The organism is Bowmanella sp. JS7-9, from assembly GCF_004329715.1.
GTDB classification, from domain to species: Bacteria; Pseudomonadota; Gammaproteobacteria; order Enterobacterales; family Alteromonadaceae; genus Pseudobowmanella; species Pseudobowmanella zhangzhouensis.
In genome coordinates, this window is record NZ_JXSY01000015.1 from 1 (window position 1) to 14975 (window position 14975).

Annotated in this window: 16 protein-coding genes; 10 read left to right on the forward strand and 6 right to left on the reverse strand. The window is 53.0% G+C overall.

The genetic code is table 11. The annotated features are described in order from the left end of the window. The first annotated feature begins 189 nt into the window (after positions 1-189). The 3 genes from TK45_RS08260 (at position 190) to TK45_RS08270 (ending at position 1559) form a co-directional block, all read left to right on the forward strand. On the forward strand, positions 190-447 hold the full coding sequence (locus tag TK45_RS08260) for a hypothetical protein (protein WP_131258180.1): 258 nt from the start codon (positions 190-192) through the stop codon (positions 445-447). Positions 448-586: 139 nt separating this feature from the next. Further along, a complete protein-coding gene (locus tag TK45_RS08265) occupies positions 587-1351 on the forward strand; it encodes a class II glutamine amidotransferase (RefSeq protein ID WP_131258385.1) in 765 nt (254 codons plus the stop codon). Between the two features lies 1 nt (position 1352). Next, positions 1353-1559, forward strand: a complete 207-nt coding sequence (locus TK45_RS08270) for a hypothetical protein (protein ID WP_165490744.1) — start codon at positions 1353-1355, stop codon at positions 1557-1559. A 95-nt stretch (positions 1560-1654) separates the two neighbouring features. Here TK45_RS08270 and rluB read toward each other — a convergent pair whose 3' ends face one another. The 5 genes from rluB to TK45_RS08295 are packed head-to-tail and all read right to left on the reverse strand — an operon-like array spanning position 1655 to position 5485. Further along, on the reverse strand, positions 1655-2554 hold the full coding sequence (gene rluB, locus TK45_RS08275) for a 23S rRNA pseudouridine(2605) synthase RluB (RefSeq protein WP_131258181.1): 900 nt from the start codon (positions 2552-2554) through the stop codon (positions 1655-1657). 4 nt (positions 2555-2558) lie between these two features. Beyond that, on the reverse strand, positions 2559-3158 hold the full coding sequence (gene scpB, locus TK45_RS08280; protein ID WP_131258182.1) for an SMC-Scp complex subunit ScpB: 600 nt from the start codon (positions 3156-3158) through the stop codon (positions 2559-2561). 24 nt (positions 3159-3182) lie between these two features. Further along, positions 3183-4001, reverse strand: a complete 819-nt coding sequence (locus tag TK45_RS08285) for a ScpA family protein (RefSeq protein WP_131258183.1) — start codon at positions 3999-4001, stop codon at positions 3183-3185. Next, positions 4001-4621 carry an L-threonylcarbamoyladenylate synthase gene (locus TK45_RS08290; protein WP_131258184.1) on the reverse strand — a complete coding sequence of 207 codons (621 nt, stop codon included), beginning with the start codon at positions 4619-4621 and terminating at the stop codon, positions 4001-4003. The genes TK45_RS08285 and TK45_RS08290 overlap by 1 nt, the downstream gene beginning before the upstream one ends. Before the next feature lie 9 nt (positions 4622-4630). Next, the gene (locus TK45_RS08295; protein ID WP_131258185.1) at positions 4631-5485 is read right to left on the reverse strand and encodes a PHP domain-containing protein; all 855 of its coding nucleotides are present in this window, start codon (positions 5483-5485) and stop codon (positions 4631-4633) included. Between the two features lie 229 nt (positions 5486-5714). Here TK45_RS08295 and TK45_RS08300 point away from each other — a divergent pair, with 229 nt between their 5' ends. The 7 genes from TK45_RS08300 to TK45_RS08330 all read left to right on the forward strand — a co-directional run bounded on the left by TK45_RS08300 (position 5715) and on the right by TK45_RS08330 (position 13574). Then, positions 5715-7289, forward strand: a complete 1575-nt coding sequence (locus tag TK45_RS08300; RefSeq protein ID WP_131258186.1) for an anthranilate synthase component 1 — start codon at positions 5715-5717, stop codon at positions 7287-7289. A gap of 1 nt (position 7290) precedes the next feature. Further along, positions 7291-7899, forward strand: a complete 609-nt coding sequence (locus tag TK45_RS08305) for an aminodeoxychorismate/anthranilate synthase component II (protein WP_131258187.1) — start codon at positions 7291-7293, stop codon at positions 7897-7899. Next, positions 7896-8903, forward strand: coding sequence for an anthranilate phosphoribosyltransferase (trpD, locus tag TK45_RS08310; RefSeq protein WP_131258188.1), 1008 nt, complete (start codon positions 7896-7898; stop codon positions 8901-8903). The genes TK45_RS08305 and trpD overlap by 4 nt, the downstream gene beginning before the upstream one ends. Then, the gene (trpCF, locus tag TK45_RS08315) at positions 8896-10269 is read left to right on the forward strand and encodes a bifunctional indole-3-glycerol-phosphate synthase TrpC/phosphoribosylanthranilate isomerase TrpF (protein WP_131258189.1); all 1374 of its coding nucleotides are present in this window, start codon (positions 8896-8898) and stop codon (positions 10267-10269) included. The genes trpD and trpCF overlap by 8 nt, the downstream gene beginning before the upstream one ends. Positions 10270-10276: 7 nt before the next feature. Continuing rightward, the gene (trpB, locus tag TK45_RS08320) at positions 10277-11458 is read left to right on the forward strand and encodes a tryptophan synthase subunit beta (protein WP_131258190.1); all 1182 of its coding nucleotides are present in this window, start codon (positions 10277-10279) and stop codon (positions 11456-11458) included. Beyond that, positions 11458-12264 (forward strand): tryptophan synthase subunit alpha, encoded by an 807-nt coding sequence (gene trpA / locus TK45_RS08325; RefSeq protein WP_131258191.1) that lies wholly within the window; start codon positions 11458-11460, stop codon positions 12262-12264. The genes trpB and trpA overlap by 1 nt, the downstream gene beginning before the upstream one ends. 278 nt (positions 12265-12542) lie before the next feature. Continuing rightward, positions 12543-13574, forward strand: coding sequence for a serine hydrolase (locus TK45_RS08330; protein WP_131258192.1), 1032 nt, complete (start codon positions 12543-12545; stop codon positions 13572-13574). 20 nt (positions 13575-13594) lie between these two features. Here the strand turns inward: TK45_RS08330 and TK45_RS08335 are convergent, their stop codons facing one another. After that, positions 13595-14935, reverse strand: a complete 1341-nt coding sequence (locus TK45_RS08335) for a serine hydrolase (RefSeq protein WP_254426573.1) — start codon at positions 14933-14935, stop codon at positions 13595-13597. Positions 14936-14975 lie beyond the last annotated feature (40 nt).

Genomic DNA, 14975 nt, shown 5'->3' on the forward strand with positions numbered 1-14975 from the left:
ATCGGGCAAATTGAGTCGCAACTAATGCGGCTTCGCCGCCAAAAGAATCGCGCGGAGCGCGGACTCTTTATGTCCCTTCAGAAGCCCCCTGCTTTGTGCAAGTCAGACGCCGGTTAATTTTCAGGGACAGAAAATTAAGCGAAGGGGCGTAGGGAACGGGCGAAGCCTTTACCTCTGAGCGACCGGCGAATGACCAGCAAAGCAGGAATTGGGCTGATGCAGGGTGTCCTTTCTTTTGGTCACTTTTCTTATGGACAAGCAAAGAAAAGTGACTCGCGCACTGGAGGCGCGGGAAATCGTGACAGGGAGGTCATGGTTAAATATTGGTATGTGCTATCCAAAAGTACTGTCGCCACCGCGACAAAACCTCACAGGCTGATGGACGAAACCATTGCAGTGAGTGCGTTACTTATGCTTGCGAAGATTCCAATAACAACACGGGAGTAGACGAAAAATGGCAGGGATGTAAAACACTCACGCTTACCCACTCAACCAACTGATACCTAGTTAAAACACAGATTGCTTCTGCACAACGTTGGCTATTGCTATAGTGTCGCCAGACAAGATTAACCAACCTGCCAGCAAGATGTGTGAATTACTGGGTATGTCGGCCAACGTACCGACCGATATTTGTTTTAGCTTTAAAGGCCTGCGCGAGCGCGGTGGGCGCACCGGGCCGCACAAAGATGGCTGGGGCGTGGCATTCTACGAGAATAAAGGCGTATGTACCTTTAAAGATCCCCAGCCCAGTTATGAGTCGGAAATTGCCCGGCTCATCTCAGATTACCCGATTAAAAGCAAAGCGGTGGTCGCCCATGTGCGTCAGGCCAACCGCGGCCGGGTGAGCCTGGAAAACACCCATCCATTCAGCCGTGAATTATGGGGCCGCAACTGGACCTATGCCCACAATGGCCAACTCAGCGGCTACGCCGATCTGCCCACCGAACGCTTTACCCCGGTCGGCACCACCGACAGTGAGCGGGCGTTTTGTTATTTACTCAGTGAGTTAGACAAACGCTACCCGAACCGGCCGACTTCGCGCAAAGCAGCGTTTCGTTTTGTCGCCAAAAAAACAGGGGTACTGCGAAAACTGGGGGTATTTAATATGCTGCTCAGTGACGGCGAATATATGCTGGCGTACTGCACCACTAAATTACATTGGATCACCCGCCGCGCACCATTTGGGATGGCGCGCCTGTCGGACATTGATGTGGATATCGACTTTGATAAAGAAACCACGCCTAACGATGTGGTAACCATTATCGCTACCGAACCGCTGACCTGTAACGAGCAATGGCACAAAATGCAGCCGGGTGAGAGTCAGTTATTTAAATATGGAGAGGCGTTGTAGCATGATCGACACCGGCACCTTACTGCTTGGCCTGCTGTTTAGTTCTATTGGCCTAGGCTATTTTATTTATGGCAAACGCCAGGCCAACCTTGTAGCCAAATATGCTGGCCTCGCGTTGATGGTATTTCCCTACTTTGTGCACAATCACCTGGCCATTATCATTATTGGCATTGCCCTGATGGCGCTACCCAAATACGTGGATTTTTAACGCCCCACCAGCGGTCACCCATCAGCGCACTGATGTTAAGAAAAACGGCCACAAAAAAGCCCGGTTCAACCGGGCTTTTGCTATTTAACACTGAATCAACTTCTGCCCTGACGGGTCTTGGGCGTCTTTTTCACTCCCTGTTGAACCAGCTTGTGTTTTTTCACCGAGCGGCGCATGCGGCTTAAACGCACATGATCGAGCTGGGCCTTTTTCTCGTCCAGCACGGTTTCCGTTTCTTTCGGTAACTGCACGGTTTCACGCAGGTAGTTGATTTCTTCCAGCGGTAATTCCACCCACGCTCCTTGAGGGAGACGTTTTTTCAGCGGCAGTTTGCCATAGCGCACGCGGATCAGACGGCTGACTTTATAGTCCAGCGACTCCCACATACGGCGCACTTCACGGTTGCGACCTTCGGTCAGCACCACATCAAACCATTGATTGAGGCTGTCCTCGTCACTGCCCTGCTGGGTTACGGTGGCACGGCGTTTAACCTGTTTAAACTGCGCCATACCGTCCTCGAGCTTAATGCCCTGAGTCAGCTTGCGAATGTCCTGTTCTTTCACGTCACCAAACACGCGCACTGCGTATTCACGCTCCACTTCATGACGCGGGTGCATTAACCGATTGGCCAACTCTCCATCGTTGGTAAACAACAACAGACCACTGGTGTTAATGTCTAAACGACCAATCGCTACCCAGCGGCCATCTTTGATGCGCGGCAGGCGGTCAAATACGGTTGGGCGGCCTTCCGGATCTTTCCGGGTGCACATTTCGCCTTCCGGCTTGTTGTACATCAGCACGCGGCACACGCTTTTGCGTTTATTCAGATTGATAATGCGGCCATCGACACGGATTTGGTCGGTTGCTTCAACACGGGCACCCAGTGTTACCACTGTGCCGTTGACGGAAACCCTGCCATGCTCGATCCATTTTTCGATCTCCCGACGCGAACCGAGCCCGACATTGGCTAAAACTTTCTGTAATTTTTCACTCATGTAGTCAGTGTACTTTTACGTTCTGTGGAGGCAGCCCCTCGGCTGTCTCTACACTGTTAGTCGAATTCGCCAGCTGTGCAAACGCGTCCATCGACGGTAGCTCGGCCAGCGAACGTAATGAGAAGTAATCTAAAAACCCTTTGGTGGTGCCGTACAATGAGGGACGTCCCGGCACTTCTTTGTGCCCCACCACCTTTATCCAACCGCGCTCTGTCAGCGTTTTTACAATATGGCTGCTGACGGATACGCCGCGCACCTGCTCAATCTCGCCACGGGTTATGGGTTGACGATAGGCAATCAATGCCAGAGTTTCCAGCATTGCCCGCGAATAACGCGGTAGTTGCTCCTGCCATAAACGGGCTAAAAACGGGCTTAACGCCGGATTGGACTGAAAGCGGTAACCGCTGGCGACTTTCACCAGCTGAACGCCGCGGGGGCGATAATCTAATTCCAGTTCTTTCAGGCAATCGGCCAGCTGTTTTTTGCTCACCGTCCAGTTGGCCAGCACGCCTTCCATCAGTGCGGTATCATCCAACGGGCTATCGGCCACAAAAATTGCAGCTTCCACCAGTTGTTTGAGTTGATCCTTATTAATTCTTGCCATAACTGCTCACTTCTCAACCGGTGATTATACCGTGCGCGCCCGAATATGAATATCACCAAATGCATCTGCCTGAACTAAATCCAGCATGGATTCTTTGACCAGTTCGAGCATGGCTAAGAATGTCACCACCACACCGGCCCGGCCCTCTTCGGCGCTGAAAAAGGCGCCAAATGGCATAAATTTGTCACCTTGCAGCAAATCCAGAATCTGCGACATACGCTCTCGGGTAGATAATACTTCCGGCGTGATATGGTGATGTTCAAACGCACTGGCGCGCTGCATCGCTGCCTGAAATGCCAGGACCAACTCCTGCAATGCCACGTCCGGCTGCACTTTGATTGGCTGACAGCTTTCATCAACCCGCGCAGCAGCGACAAACACATCACGTTCTTCACGGGGCAATTGATCCAGTTCTTCCGCAGAATGTTTAACCAGCTCGTATTCACGCAGGCGACGGATTAACTCGGCGCGAGGATCATCCTCTTCATCATCGCCCTCGCTGCGTTTAGGCAGTAACAGGCGCGATTTAATCTCGGCCAGAATCGCCGCCATCACCAGATATTCGCCCGCCAGTTCCAGATTAAGATCTTTCATCAACTCAACGTATTCCATGTACTGGCGGGTAATTTGCGCCACCGGCAGGTTGAGGATGTCGAACTTTTGTTTGCGGATCAGGTACAGCAGCAAATCTAGCGGCCCTTCAAAGGCCTCCAGAATCACTTCCAGCGCATCAGGGGGTATATACAGATCTTCCGGCTTTTCCAGCACCGCTTCGCCATGAATAAAAGCAAACGGAAGCGGCTGCTGTATTTCCAGTTCTTTGTGTTCGCTGTCGTCGGCCATTAACCAAATACCGAGGGATCGCCGGTGCCGACGCGCATCACTTCCGTTTCACCCTCAGACATATCCACTACCGTGGTCAGGTGCTCACCCAGATAACCGCCGTGGATAATCAAATCCACCAGCTTCTCCAGCTTATCGCGGATTTCATCCGGGTCGGACTCAGCAAAATCATTTCCCGGCAACACCAGCGAAGTCGACATCAGGGGCTCGCCCAACTCTTCTAACAACGCCAGTGCAATTTTGTTATCCGGCACGCGAATACCAATGGTTTTACGCTTGGGATCGTGTAAACGACGCGGCACTTCCTTGGTGGCTTTAAGCACAAAGGTGTATGGTCCGGGTGTATTGTTTTTGATTTGACGAAATGCACTGTTATCGACCCGCGCATACAGCGATAGCTCAGACATATCGCGGCACATCAGGGAAAACTTGTGTTCTTTTTCAATCTGACGAATGCGGCACAGGCGCTCTAACGCGTCTTTATTGTCCATCTGGCAACCGATGGCATAACCCGAGTCGGTGGGATACACCACCACGCCGCCGCTGCGAATAATCTCGCAGGCCTGTTTAATCAGGCGCTGCTGCGGGTTATCCGGGTGTATATAAAAAAACTGGCTCACAATACGTCCTTAGTTCAGATCCCAGTCATGCCATATTGGCACAAGCTCGGGGGGGAGTGTTAAGTTTTTACCCAATTCGGTCCAGCGACCGGGCATATGAAAATCCGAGCCGGCGGAGGCCTGCAGCTCATGTTCGGCACATAAGCCAGCCAATAACTGCCGACGCTGAGGATCCAAATTACCGTGGATCACTTCCATGCCATGGCCACCGGCCGCTTTAAATTCCGCCAGTAAGCGGCGCAGCCACTTGGTACTCATGTCGTATAAACAAGGGTGTGCCAGCACGGCTTTGCCACCAGCTTCACTGATCCAGCGAATCGCCGTGGCAATATCAATCCACTGGGACGTCACATAAGCGCGCTCGCCCTTGCCCAGGTATTTATCAAAGGCTTTTTGCATTTCATCCACCACGCCGCGATTGAGCAGTACGCGGGCAAAATGCGCACGGGTAATCTGCCCGTCACCGGCCAGCGCAGCGGCATCTTGCAGGCAATCAGCAAAGCCGGCTTTGGCCAGTTTGTCGCTGATGCGCTGGGCGCGCTCATCGCGGCTGGCCTGTTGCTGTAACAGACGCTTTTGGAATAACTCATCATGAATATTCATATTCAGGCCAACGACATGAATCTCAAAGTTATGCCATTTGGTCGACAACTCGATGCCGGGTATTAAGGTAAGTGGTCGCGACTGGGTAGCCTGATAGGCCTTTGCCACCTCGGTGGCTTCAACCGTGTCGTGGTCGGTGATGGCCAGCACATCCACCTGCATATTGTGCGCCCGGTCGATTAATTCGGCGACGGTTAAGCGCCCGTCGGAAAACCGGCTATGACAATGTAAGTCAATTTTACGCGCTGAGAGTGTTGACATTAATCCGCTTTTGCATTCTTCTATGTGCATTGAACGCACATTGTATAAACAAAGACGATGCAACTAAACACTAAACTGACAGCAAACTGGTGGTGGCACTTCCCGAATTAGCGGGTTGTTGCTTATTTGTGTTTAGCAAAAAGTATTTAACAAACCCGCATAACGCGGGTTTTTTCGTTTCAGGGCCCGCAGCGGAAATCATAATTAAATCAACAATTAGAGAAAAATCATGAGTTTATCTGAGTTGAGCGGACAACCCGGTAAAGTGGAAAGCATAGTGCAGCAACTGCCCTATGTAGCCGAGCCCCTTGCGCGCTTTGGGCAACTGAGCCACAACAGCCCGGCGAGTTTATTGCTGGAGTCGGCTGAGATCAGCAGCAAAGATCATCTAAAAAGCCTGATGCTCATCGATGCCTGCCTGCGTTTGGAGTGTCGTGGACAACAGGTAGCGTGTGAGGCATTAAGTGATAACGGCAAAGCGGTACTTGAGGTATTGGCCAGTGCATTAGCCCCGCAGGTCGCGCAGCAGAACACCGACTCCCTGCTCCTTCACTTCACCCGCGCCAGCGATCAGTTAGACGAAGACTCCCGCTTAAAAGCCGACAGCGTATTCAATGCCCTGCGTCAAATCATCCAGCAAATTACCCCGATTCGGGACAACCCTAACGCCGTATTTTTGGGCGGGGTATTTGCCTACGATCTGCTGGCCAGCTACGAAGCCCTGCCTGATGTGGCTGAAGGGCCGAACGATTGCCCGGACTTTGTATTCTATGTGGCAGAAACTCTTGTCCTGATTGATCATACCCAGCAAACATCGGAACTGATTGGCAGCGTATTTAGTGGCGCCCAGGTCGCGACCGAATATTTCCGTATTTCTCAGCGCATGGAAACCCTGCGTAAACAATTGGATTTGCCGGTAGAGCCGGTCACCAACAGCGAAAACGCCAGTCGCGACGTTGCCTGCAATAAAGACGATGACGCCTTCTGTCGCGACGTGCTGGCACTGAAAGAGCACATTCTGGCCGGCGATATATTTCAGGTGGTGCCATCGCGCACCTTCAGCCTGCCTTGTCCGGCACCTTTGGCCGCCTACGCGAAGTTGAAGGCGCTCAATCCCAGTCCTTATATGTTTTACATGCAGGATGCGGCATTTCAGCTGTTTGGCGCGTCGCCTGAATCCGCCCTGAAATACGACAAAGATGCCAATCAGGTTGAGGTGTACCCGATTGCCGGTACCCGCCGCCGCGGATTTAATGCCGCCGGCCAAATCGACCGCGATCTGGACAGCCGCATCGAACTGGAACTGCGTGAAGACGGCAAAGAAAAAGCCGAACACCTGATGCTGGTCGACTTAGCCCGTAACGATCTGGCCCGTGTCTGTGAGCCTGGCAGCCGCTATGTCAAAGATTTACTCCAGGTCGATCGCTATTCACAGGTAATGCATCTGGTCTCCCGCGTCGTCGGCCAGTTGCGCAGTGATTTAGACCCCCTGCACGCCTACACCGCTTGTATGAACATGGGCACTTTGGTGGGTGCGCCTAAAGTCAGTGCCGCCCGATTAATTCGTGAAGTAGAGCAATGCCGTCGCGGCAGTTATGGCGGCGCGGTAGGCTATTTAAACAGCCATGGTGACATGGATACCTGTATCGTGATCCGCTCGGCGTTTGTAAAACAGGGGACCGCCTTTATTCAGGCGGGTGCCGGGGTCGTATATGACTCCAATCCGCAGTCTGAGGCCGATGAAACCCGCAACAAAGCGCAAGCCGTGATCCGCGCGATTCAGCTCGCCAACGGAGGGCAATAATATGCAACAGTCACAGCCTGCCATCGAACTGTTTTTGCTGGATAACATTGACTCGTTTAGCTACAACCTGGTCGATGAAATGCGCAAACTGGGTTACCCCATGACGGTTTATCGTAACCACGTCAGTGCCACAACCATTATGGCGAAAATGCGCGAAGCACAAGGTCAGCCGATTTTGATCCTCTCCCCGGGACCGGGCGCGCCGGCGGATGCCGGTTGCATGCCCGAATTACTAAAGCAGGCAGAGGGGCAGTTCCCGGTGCTGGGCATATGCCTAGGCCATCAGGCCATTGTGCAGCACTACGGTGGTGACGTGATCCGCGCCTCTGAAGTGATGCACGGCAAAGCCTCGCATATTGAACACTGTGGCGATGCTATGTTTGCCGGCTTGCCGCAACCTCTGCCGGTCGCGCGCTATCACTCGCTGATGGCAGCGAATATGCCAGCATGTCTGCGCCAGCTTGCGAGCTTCAATGGGATCCCCATGGCGGTATACCATGATGCAGATAAAATGCTCGGCTTTCAGTTTCATCCGGAGTCGATCCTGACCAGCCACGGCAGTCAGTTACTCAAACAAAGTATCGATTTTCTCGCAGGAGGCGGCCAATGACCCCGTTATTTGAACAGTTGTATGCAGGTCAGGCGCTTACTCAACAGCAAAGTGAAGCGTTTTTCGCCGATGTGGTTAATGGCAAGATCAGTGAAATCGAACTGACCGCCATGCTGACCGCATTAAAATTCCGTGGCGAAACCCCGGCAGAAATTGCCGGTGCCGCCGCCGCCCTGATTAATAATGCCAACCCGTTTCCGCGCCCGGATTATCCCTTTGCCGATATCGTCGGCACCGGTGGCGACGGGCACAACACCATCAACATTTCGTCAGCCGCCGCCATGGTTGCCGCCTCGTGTGGCGTTAAAGTGGCCAAACACGGCAATCGTAGTGTCTCAAGCAAATCGGGCTCGGCGGATTTATACGGTGAGTTTGGCATGGACCTAGCGATGTCGGCAGAGACGGCCCGCGCCTGTCTGGACGAGGCTAACCTGGCATTTTTATTCGCTCCGCAATACCACGCAGGGATCAAGCACGCCATGCCGGTGCGCCAAACCGTGAAAAGCCGCACACTGTTTAATTTGCTCGGCCCTCTGGCCAATCCAGCGCGCCCAACTCATATGATGATTGGCGTTTACAGCCCTGATTTGCTGGTACCGTTTGCCAACACGTTAAGATTGCTCGGTTATCAGCGCGCCGTGGTGGTACACGGTAGTGGCCTGGACGAAGTGGCGTTGCATGGTGCGACGCAAGTGGTATTCGTGGATGGCGACACGCTGCTGGAGTCAGTACTCCACCCGGCTGATTTTGGATTACAGGAATACAGCCTGAAAGACATCGAAGGTGGCGAACCGGCGCAAAACAAGGCACTGATTGAAGCGGTACTGCGAGGCCATGGCGAGGCCGCCCATCGCGATGCCGTCGCAGCTAACGCAGGGTTATTGCTGTATCTGTGCAATCAGGCCGACACCTTAGCGACTGCGACTCAATTAGCGCTGCAAGCCATGGCAAGCGGCAAACCCTATCAAACCATTTTGCACGCAGCGGAGGTAAGTCGTGGCTAACGTGCTGGAAAAAATCTGCAACCACAAGCGCGAAGAAATCGCGGCGAGAAAACAAGCGCTGCCGTTGGAGACCTTTCAGGCTAACCTGACGCCGTCCACGCGCAGCTTATTCGATGCCCTGAGCCAGCCTGAGGCGGGTTTTATTCTGGAATGCAAGAAAGCCTCCCCATCGAAAGGCCTGATTCGCGCCAATTTCGATTTGGACGAAATCATCAGCGCCTATGCCCCCCGTGCGGCGGCCATTTCAGTACTGACCGATGAGCAGTACTTTCAGGGTAGCTTTGCCTACCTGGACTATGTGCGTCAGCGCGTACATCAGCCAGTGCTGAATAAAGACTTTTTTGTCGACCCCTATCAGGTTTATCTGGCGCGCTACCATGACGCCGATGCCATATTATTGATGCTGTCAGTCTTAAGCGATGAGGAATATACCGAACTGGCGGCCATTGCCGACTCACTGAGCCTCGATGTGCTGACCGAAGTCAGCAATGAACAAGAGACCCAGCGAGCTATCGCGCTCGGCGCAAAAATTATCGGCATTAACAACCGCAACTTACGCGATTTGAGCACAGACTTAGCCACCACCGAACGCCTGGCGCCGATGATCCCGGATGATCGTCTGGTTATCAGTGAGTCCGGTATTTATACCCACGACGATGTGCGTCGTTTGGCACCACTGGCCGATGGATTTCTGGTCGGCAGCAGCCTGATGGCACAAGCCGATGTGGCGCTGGCGGTTAACCAGTTAATTTATGGACACGTGAAGGTCTGTGGTGTCACCCTTCCCGAAGATGCCCTGATGGCCAAACAAGCCGGTGCCAGTTATGCCGGGTTGATCTTCGCGCCTAAATCTCCGCGCTGTGTTAGTTTGCATCAGGCGCAAACCATTGTTTCGCAGGTGCCATTTCACTATGTGGGCGTGTTTGTCGACCAGCCAATTGCGATGGTCTGCGAACTGGCACAAAAACTGGACTTAGCCGCGGTGCAGTTGCACGGTAATGAGGACAGCGCCTATATCGCCACCTTGCGTGCAGAACTGGCGCAAGACTGCCAGATTTGGAAAGCCTACGGCGTCAGCGATGCCCTGCCCGCGCTACAAAGCGGGCCGATTGACCGGCATCTGCTGGATAGTCGTATCGGTAATCAAAGCGGCGGCACCGGGCAGCGTTTTGACTGGACATTATTTGCCGGCTTGGAAAGCAAAACCTCGCTGGCCCTGGCCGGTGGATTGGACGCCGACAATATTGCCGATGCCAAAGCAACGGGCGTGGGCTTATTGGATGTGAATTCCGGCGTCGAGTCACGCCCCGGCGTGAAAAACCACACGCAACTAACCAAATTATTCAACAACTTACGCCACTACTGAGAGATTTATGAATAGCTTACCAAGTAAATTTGGCCCGTTTGGTGGCATGTATGTGCCAGAGCTGTTGATCCCAGCGCTGGATCAACTTGAACAGGAATTTATCAAGGCGCAAAACGACGCGGACTTTCAGCAGGAGTTTATGGATCTGCTGAAAAACTACGCCGGTCGCCCGACTGCGCTGACCAAAACCCGTAATATTGTCAGTAATCCACTGGTTACCCTATATCTAAAGCGCGAAGATTTACTGCACGGTGGTGCGCACAAAACCAATCAGGTACTGGGTCAGGCATTGTTAACCAAGCGCATGGGTAAAACCGAAGTGATAGCCGAAACCGGCGCCGGCCAGCATGGTACGGCCACGGCGCTGGCCTGCGCACTGCTGGGACTTAAAGCACGAATTTATATGGGCGCCAAAGACGTGGAACGTCAGGCACCGAACGTATTTCGTATGCGCCTGATGGGCGCTGAGGTGATCCCGGTGGACTCTGGCTCGGGCACATTGAAAGATGCGGTTAACGAAGCCCTGCGTGACTGGTCAGCCAATTACGAAAAAGCCCATTATCTGCTTGGCACCGCCGCCGGCCCGCACCCTTTCCCAACCATCGTGCGTGAATTCCACCGTATGATTGGTGAAGAAACCAAGGCACAAATTCTGGCTGCCGAAGGTCGCTTGCCGGATGAGGTGATTGCCTGTGTCGGGGGTGGCTCCAACGCCATTGGTATGTTTGCCGATTTTATCGATGATAAAGACGTTGGCCTGGTGGGTGTTGAGCCAGCCGGTAAAGGGATCCATACCCATGAGCATGGTGCGGCCATTGCCAAAGGCACTATGGGGATTCTACATGGCGCGTATACCTACATTATGCAGGATGAAGACGGCCAGATTGAGGAGTCCTATTCAGTCTCCGCCGGCCTGGATTACCCTGCGGTTGGCCCTGAGCATGCGTTTTTACATTACACCGGTCGCGCCCGTTATGAGTCGGCTACCGATGATGAAGCGCTGGCCGCTTTCCAGTTGCTGGCGCAAAAAGAAGGCATTATTCCGGCGCTGGAGTCCTCCCACGCGCTGGCCTATGCGCTCAAAGCTGCAGAACAGGCGACAAAGCCGACACTCATGGTGGTGAACCTCTCTGGCCGCGGTGATAAAGACATTGCCCATGTTCAACAATTTTTAAAAGGAGCGCTGTAATGGCTGCAGATCGTTATCAGGCCATGTTCAGCCGCCTGGCTGAAGAGCAACGTGGTGCCTTTGTGCCATTTGTGATGCTGGGCGACCCGGATAAGGCCACCAGCATAGAGATCATCAGCGCTCTGGTGGATGGCGGTGCCGATGCGCTGGAACTGGGCTTTCCATTCTCCGACCCTATCGCAGATGGGCCGGTGATCCAAAAAGCCGGCATACGTGCGCTGGCGAATAAAATTCATCAGCAGGATTGCTTTGAAATTCTCAGCGAAATTCGCCGTCGTCACCCACAGACGCCAATTGGCCTGTTGCTGTATTCTAATTTGGTGTTCCACACCGGATTAGACGCATTTTATGCCAAAGCCGCCCAAGCCGGGGTCGACTCGGTGTTACTAGCCGATGTACCACTGCGTGAAGCTGAAATATTCCAGCAAACCGCACAAGCCCACAACATTCACCATATCCTGATTGCACCGCCCAATGCCGATGACGAGGCACTCAAGCAGATTGCCAGCCAATCCAGTGGCTATATTTATCTGCTCGGCCGCGCAGGCGTTACCGGCACGGAAACCGCCGCCAATGCACCGGTAAAAGCCATGGTAGACAAACTCAGCGTATACAAAGGCGCGCCCAGCGTTATTGGCTTTGGTATTTCCAACCCCGCTCAGGTCAAAGCTGCGATTGGTGATGGTGCGGCAGGTGCGATTGCCGGCTCGGCCACGGTGAAAATCATCGAGCAGCATCTGCATGATGTCCCGGCCATGCTTAGCGCATTAAAAGCGTTTGTCGCCGAGATGAAATCGGCAACCTGAGCCGTTTTTCGCGCCGCTCGACCTATCCCAACACAAGTCATGCCGGGCAGCGACCCGGCATCCATTTAGCTTCTCATGTGGATTGCGGCTCAAGTCAGCAATTACATGTGCGTGCGCAACAACAAACCTCTGTGCCGTCAGGCAGAAAATAGTCATTTACTCACACCCTTTTACAAATTCACTGCATACAATCTTTGAGCTGAAGGGGACTAATTTGATAGGGTTGTGCACGCAAAAAAACTATCAATTTAATGACTACCCCATCAGGGCATAGGGACATGAACAAAAAAACCAGAACCACCATCCTGCGCGTCATCCTGTTTGGCGGTACGGCGATTTCGCTGTTTTTTGTGCCATGGATCATTGTCAAAGCCTGGCTCATGCCATTGCCCGGCAGCGTGCAACAGCAGGTCAACGACGCAATCACCTATGGCTTTGATGGCATGTTGGTGTATGTGCAACAAGGCGATCAGCTTGGCCAAAGCTATACCGCAGGGTGGCACGACCGTGACAATAAACTCCCCGCCCGTGGCGATGCATTGTTTAAAATCGGCAGCATCAACAAACTCTATGTGGCTTCCGCCATCACATTGCTGATCAGTGACGGAAAATTACACAATGAAGGGACGCTGGCGGAATACTTCCCTGAACTTGAATCACGCATTCAATACGCCGATCAGATCACACTGGCAAATTTGGTTGGGCATACCAGCGGCATTCCTAATTTCACTGATACCTATGCCTATTGGGAGAATCCACCAGACACACAGGCAGAGCAACTGGCCCTGATTCTGGACAAGCCCGCTAATTTCAAACCCGGAGATGGCTACGAGTATTCTAATACCAACTATTTGTTGCTGGGCGAACTGATTGCCCGCGCCGCTGGCGTATCTCAAGCGCAATTTATTCAGCAACGCATCCTCGCCCCGCTTAACCTGACCCATACCTATTTTTCACTGGATGAGGTGAATATGGATGATTTAATGGGCGGCTATTACGTCGGCGTAGAGCCGGACATTAAAACTAATGATTACGGCGCGATGATTGCCAGTGCCGATGATTTAGCGACCTTTGTACGTGCACTTAACACCGGCGAACTTTTCACACCTGAGCAGCAAGCGATTTATTCATCACTCTATGTGTATGAGCATGGCGGCCTGATCCCGGGGTACCAAACCTATACCGCCTATTATCCGGATATCGACACCGTGGTGGTGCAGTGTATCAACACCACGGATTTTAATGGCTACGAATGGAACCTATCTCAGGTGTTTTTCAGCCGCATCGGCAAGATTCTGCACCAGAATTAACGGCTCGAAACTGGAACGGGCTACTCGCCCGCCCCACTGTTTTTTGACATCAGATATTCTGCCACCGCCTGATAGGCGGGAAGCGAAGTTGGGTCGATTTTACTGTTTTTGGCGTCTGGAAAAGACGCAAAACGCACTATTACCATCTCTGCTGTCGGGTCGACATAAATCGTCTGCCCATGCACCCCGCGTGCGGCGAATGCCCCATGCTCGTTGTGCATCACCCACCACATGCTGCGGTAACTTCCGCCTGCCAACGCCTTATACCCGGCTTGCGCTAACGCCTGTTTATCTCCTCCGGCTTTGATACTGTCGACCACACTGGCAGGAAACAGTGGTTGGCCGTTTAGTTGGCCGTTATCCAGCATTAATTGACCGATTCGCCCCAAATCACGCAGAGCCGCGCTAAGCCCGCCACCGGCAAACGGTGTGCCTTTGCCATCCACCGTCATATAGGCATCCTGTTCGGCGCCCATTGGTTGCCAGAGCTTTTCCGCTAATAAATCAGTTAATTCCTTGCCGCTGACCCGAGATACAATCCACCCAAGCGCATCGGTATTCACGGTTTTATAGCCAAACACTCTGCCATGCTGCCCGGCTTTTTTGACGGTCTTCAGGTAATCAAAATACCCATCCGGCCCCTGATAACCCGGAGGTTTTGGTAAGGGACTGGCAGCCGCAGAATATTGCCAGATATCCGCGTGCGGATCGGCATAATCTTCGCTGTAATACAGTGCCGTGGTCATATCCATCACCTGGCGCACCGTGGCCGAGCCAAAGGCACTGCCAGTTAGTTCCGGCACAATCGTGTTGACTCTGGCGTTTTCATCAAGCGAGCCTTCGGCAATCAATATTTCTGCCAGCAAGCCAGTGAGAGATTTGGTCATCGACATGGCCGCATGCTTACCATACTCATTCAGGCAACCCAGATAGCGCTCGTAGACCACCTTGCCCTTATGAAGAATTAACATACCGTCGGTGTAGTTGGCCGCGAGGGATTGCTCCCAATTCATCAGGCTTTTGCCACCGAGCGGCATAAAACGTATCTGGTCGATATTATCATCGAGCGCGTATTCCAGCGGTGCCGGTGCGCCAAGACCGCGGCTAACCTGCTGGGTGGGCAACAACTCCCGGATGTGACAAACGGTCCAGCGCAGTTTGGGAAAACTGAAATAATTGGATTGTGGTTGCATGATCAGTTTGTCTGCTGGCGGTGGTGTGCCAATCATCCAACCGAGGCGTTGTGGATCGGAGTCGGCCGCATTAGGCACATTTTTATTTTGTGCCTGCAACGGCGCAATCATGGTCAGGCTACAAATCGCCACACAACACAAAGAATGGGTAAAGCGGGCAAGTTTCATAAGCGTCCCTGTCAGGAAAAGAAAGATTTTTAGTACGAAT

Excerpts from the sequence above, each read along its gene's own strand:
- TK45_RS08260 (WP_131258180.1), top strand. The coding sequence starts at position 190 with ATGACCAGCAAAGCAGGAATTGGGCTGATGCAGGGTGTCCTTTCTTTT.
- TK45_RS08265 (WP_131258385.1), top strand. The coding sequence starts at position 587 with ATGTGTGAATTACTGGGTATGTCGGCCAACGTACCGACCGATATTTGT.
- TK45_RS08270 (WP_165490744.1), top strand. The coding sequence starts at position 1,353 with ATGATCGACACCGGCACCTTACTGCTTGGCCTGCTGTTTAGTTCTATT.
- rluB (WP_131258181.1), bottom strand. The coding sequence starts at position 2,554 with ATGAGTGAAAAATTACAGAAAGTTTTAGCCAATGTCGGGCTCGGTTCG.
- scpB (WP_131258182.1), bottom strand. The coding sequence starts at position 3,158 with ATGGCAAGAATTAATAAGGATCAACTCAAACAACTGGTGGAAGCTGCA.
- TK45_RS08285 (WP_131258183.1), bottom strand. The coding sequence starts at position 4,001 with ATGGCCGACGACAGCGAACACAAAGAACTGGAAATACAGCAGCCGCTT.
- TK45_RS08295 (WP_131258185.1), bottom strand. The coding sequence starts at position 5,485 with ATGTCAACACTCTCAGCGCGTAAAATTGACTTACATTGTCATAGCCGG.
- TK45_RS08300 (WP_131258186.1), top strand. The coding sequence starts at position 5,715 with ATGAGTTTATCTGAGTTGAGCGGACAACCCGGTAAAGTGGAAAGCATA.
- TK45_RS08305 (WP_131258187.1), top strand. The coding sequence starts at position 7,291 with ATGCAACAGTCACAGCCTGCCATCGAACTGTTTTTGCTGGATAACATT.
- trpD (WP_131258188.1), top strand. The coding sequence starts at position 7,896 with ATGACCCCGTTATTTGAACAGTTGTATGCAGGTCAGGCGCTTACTCAA.
- trpB (WP_131258190.1), top strand. The coding sequence starts at position 10,277 with ATGAATAGCTTACCAAGTAAATTTGGCCCGTTTGGTGGCATGTATGTG.
- trpA (WP_131258191.1), top strand. The coding sequence starts at position 11,458 with ATGGCTGCAGATCGTTATCAGGCCATGTTCAGCCGCCTGGCTGAAGAG.
- TK45_RS08330 (WP_131258192.1), top strand. The coding sequence starts at position 12,543 with ATGAACAAAAAAACCAGAACCACCATCCTGCGCGTCATCCTGTTTGGC.
- TK45_RS08335 (WP_254426573.1), bottom strand. The coding sequence starts at position 14,935 with ATGAAACTTGCCCGCTTTACCCATTCTTTGTGTTGTGTGGCGATTTGT.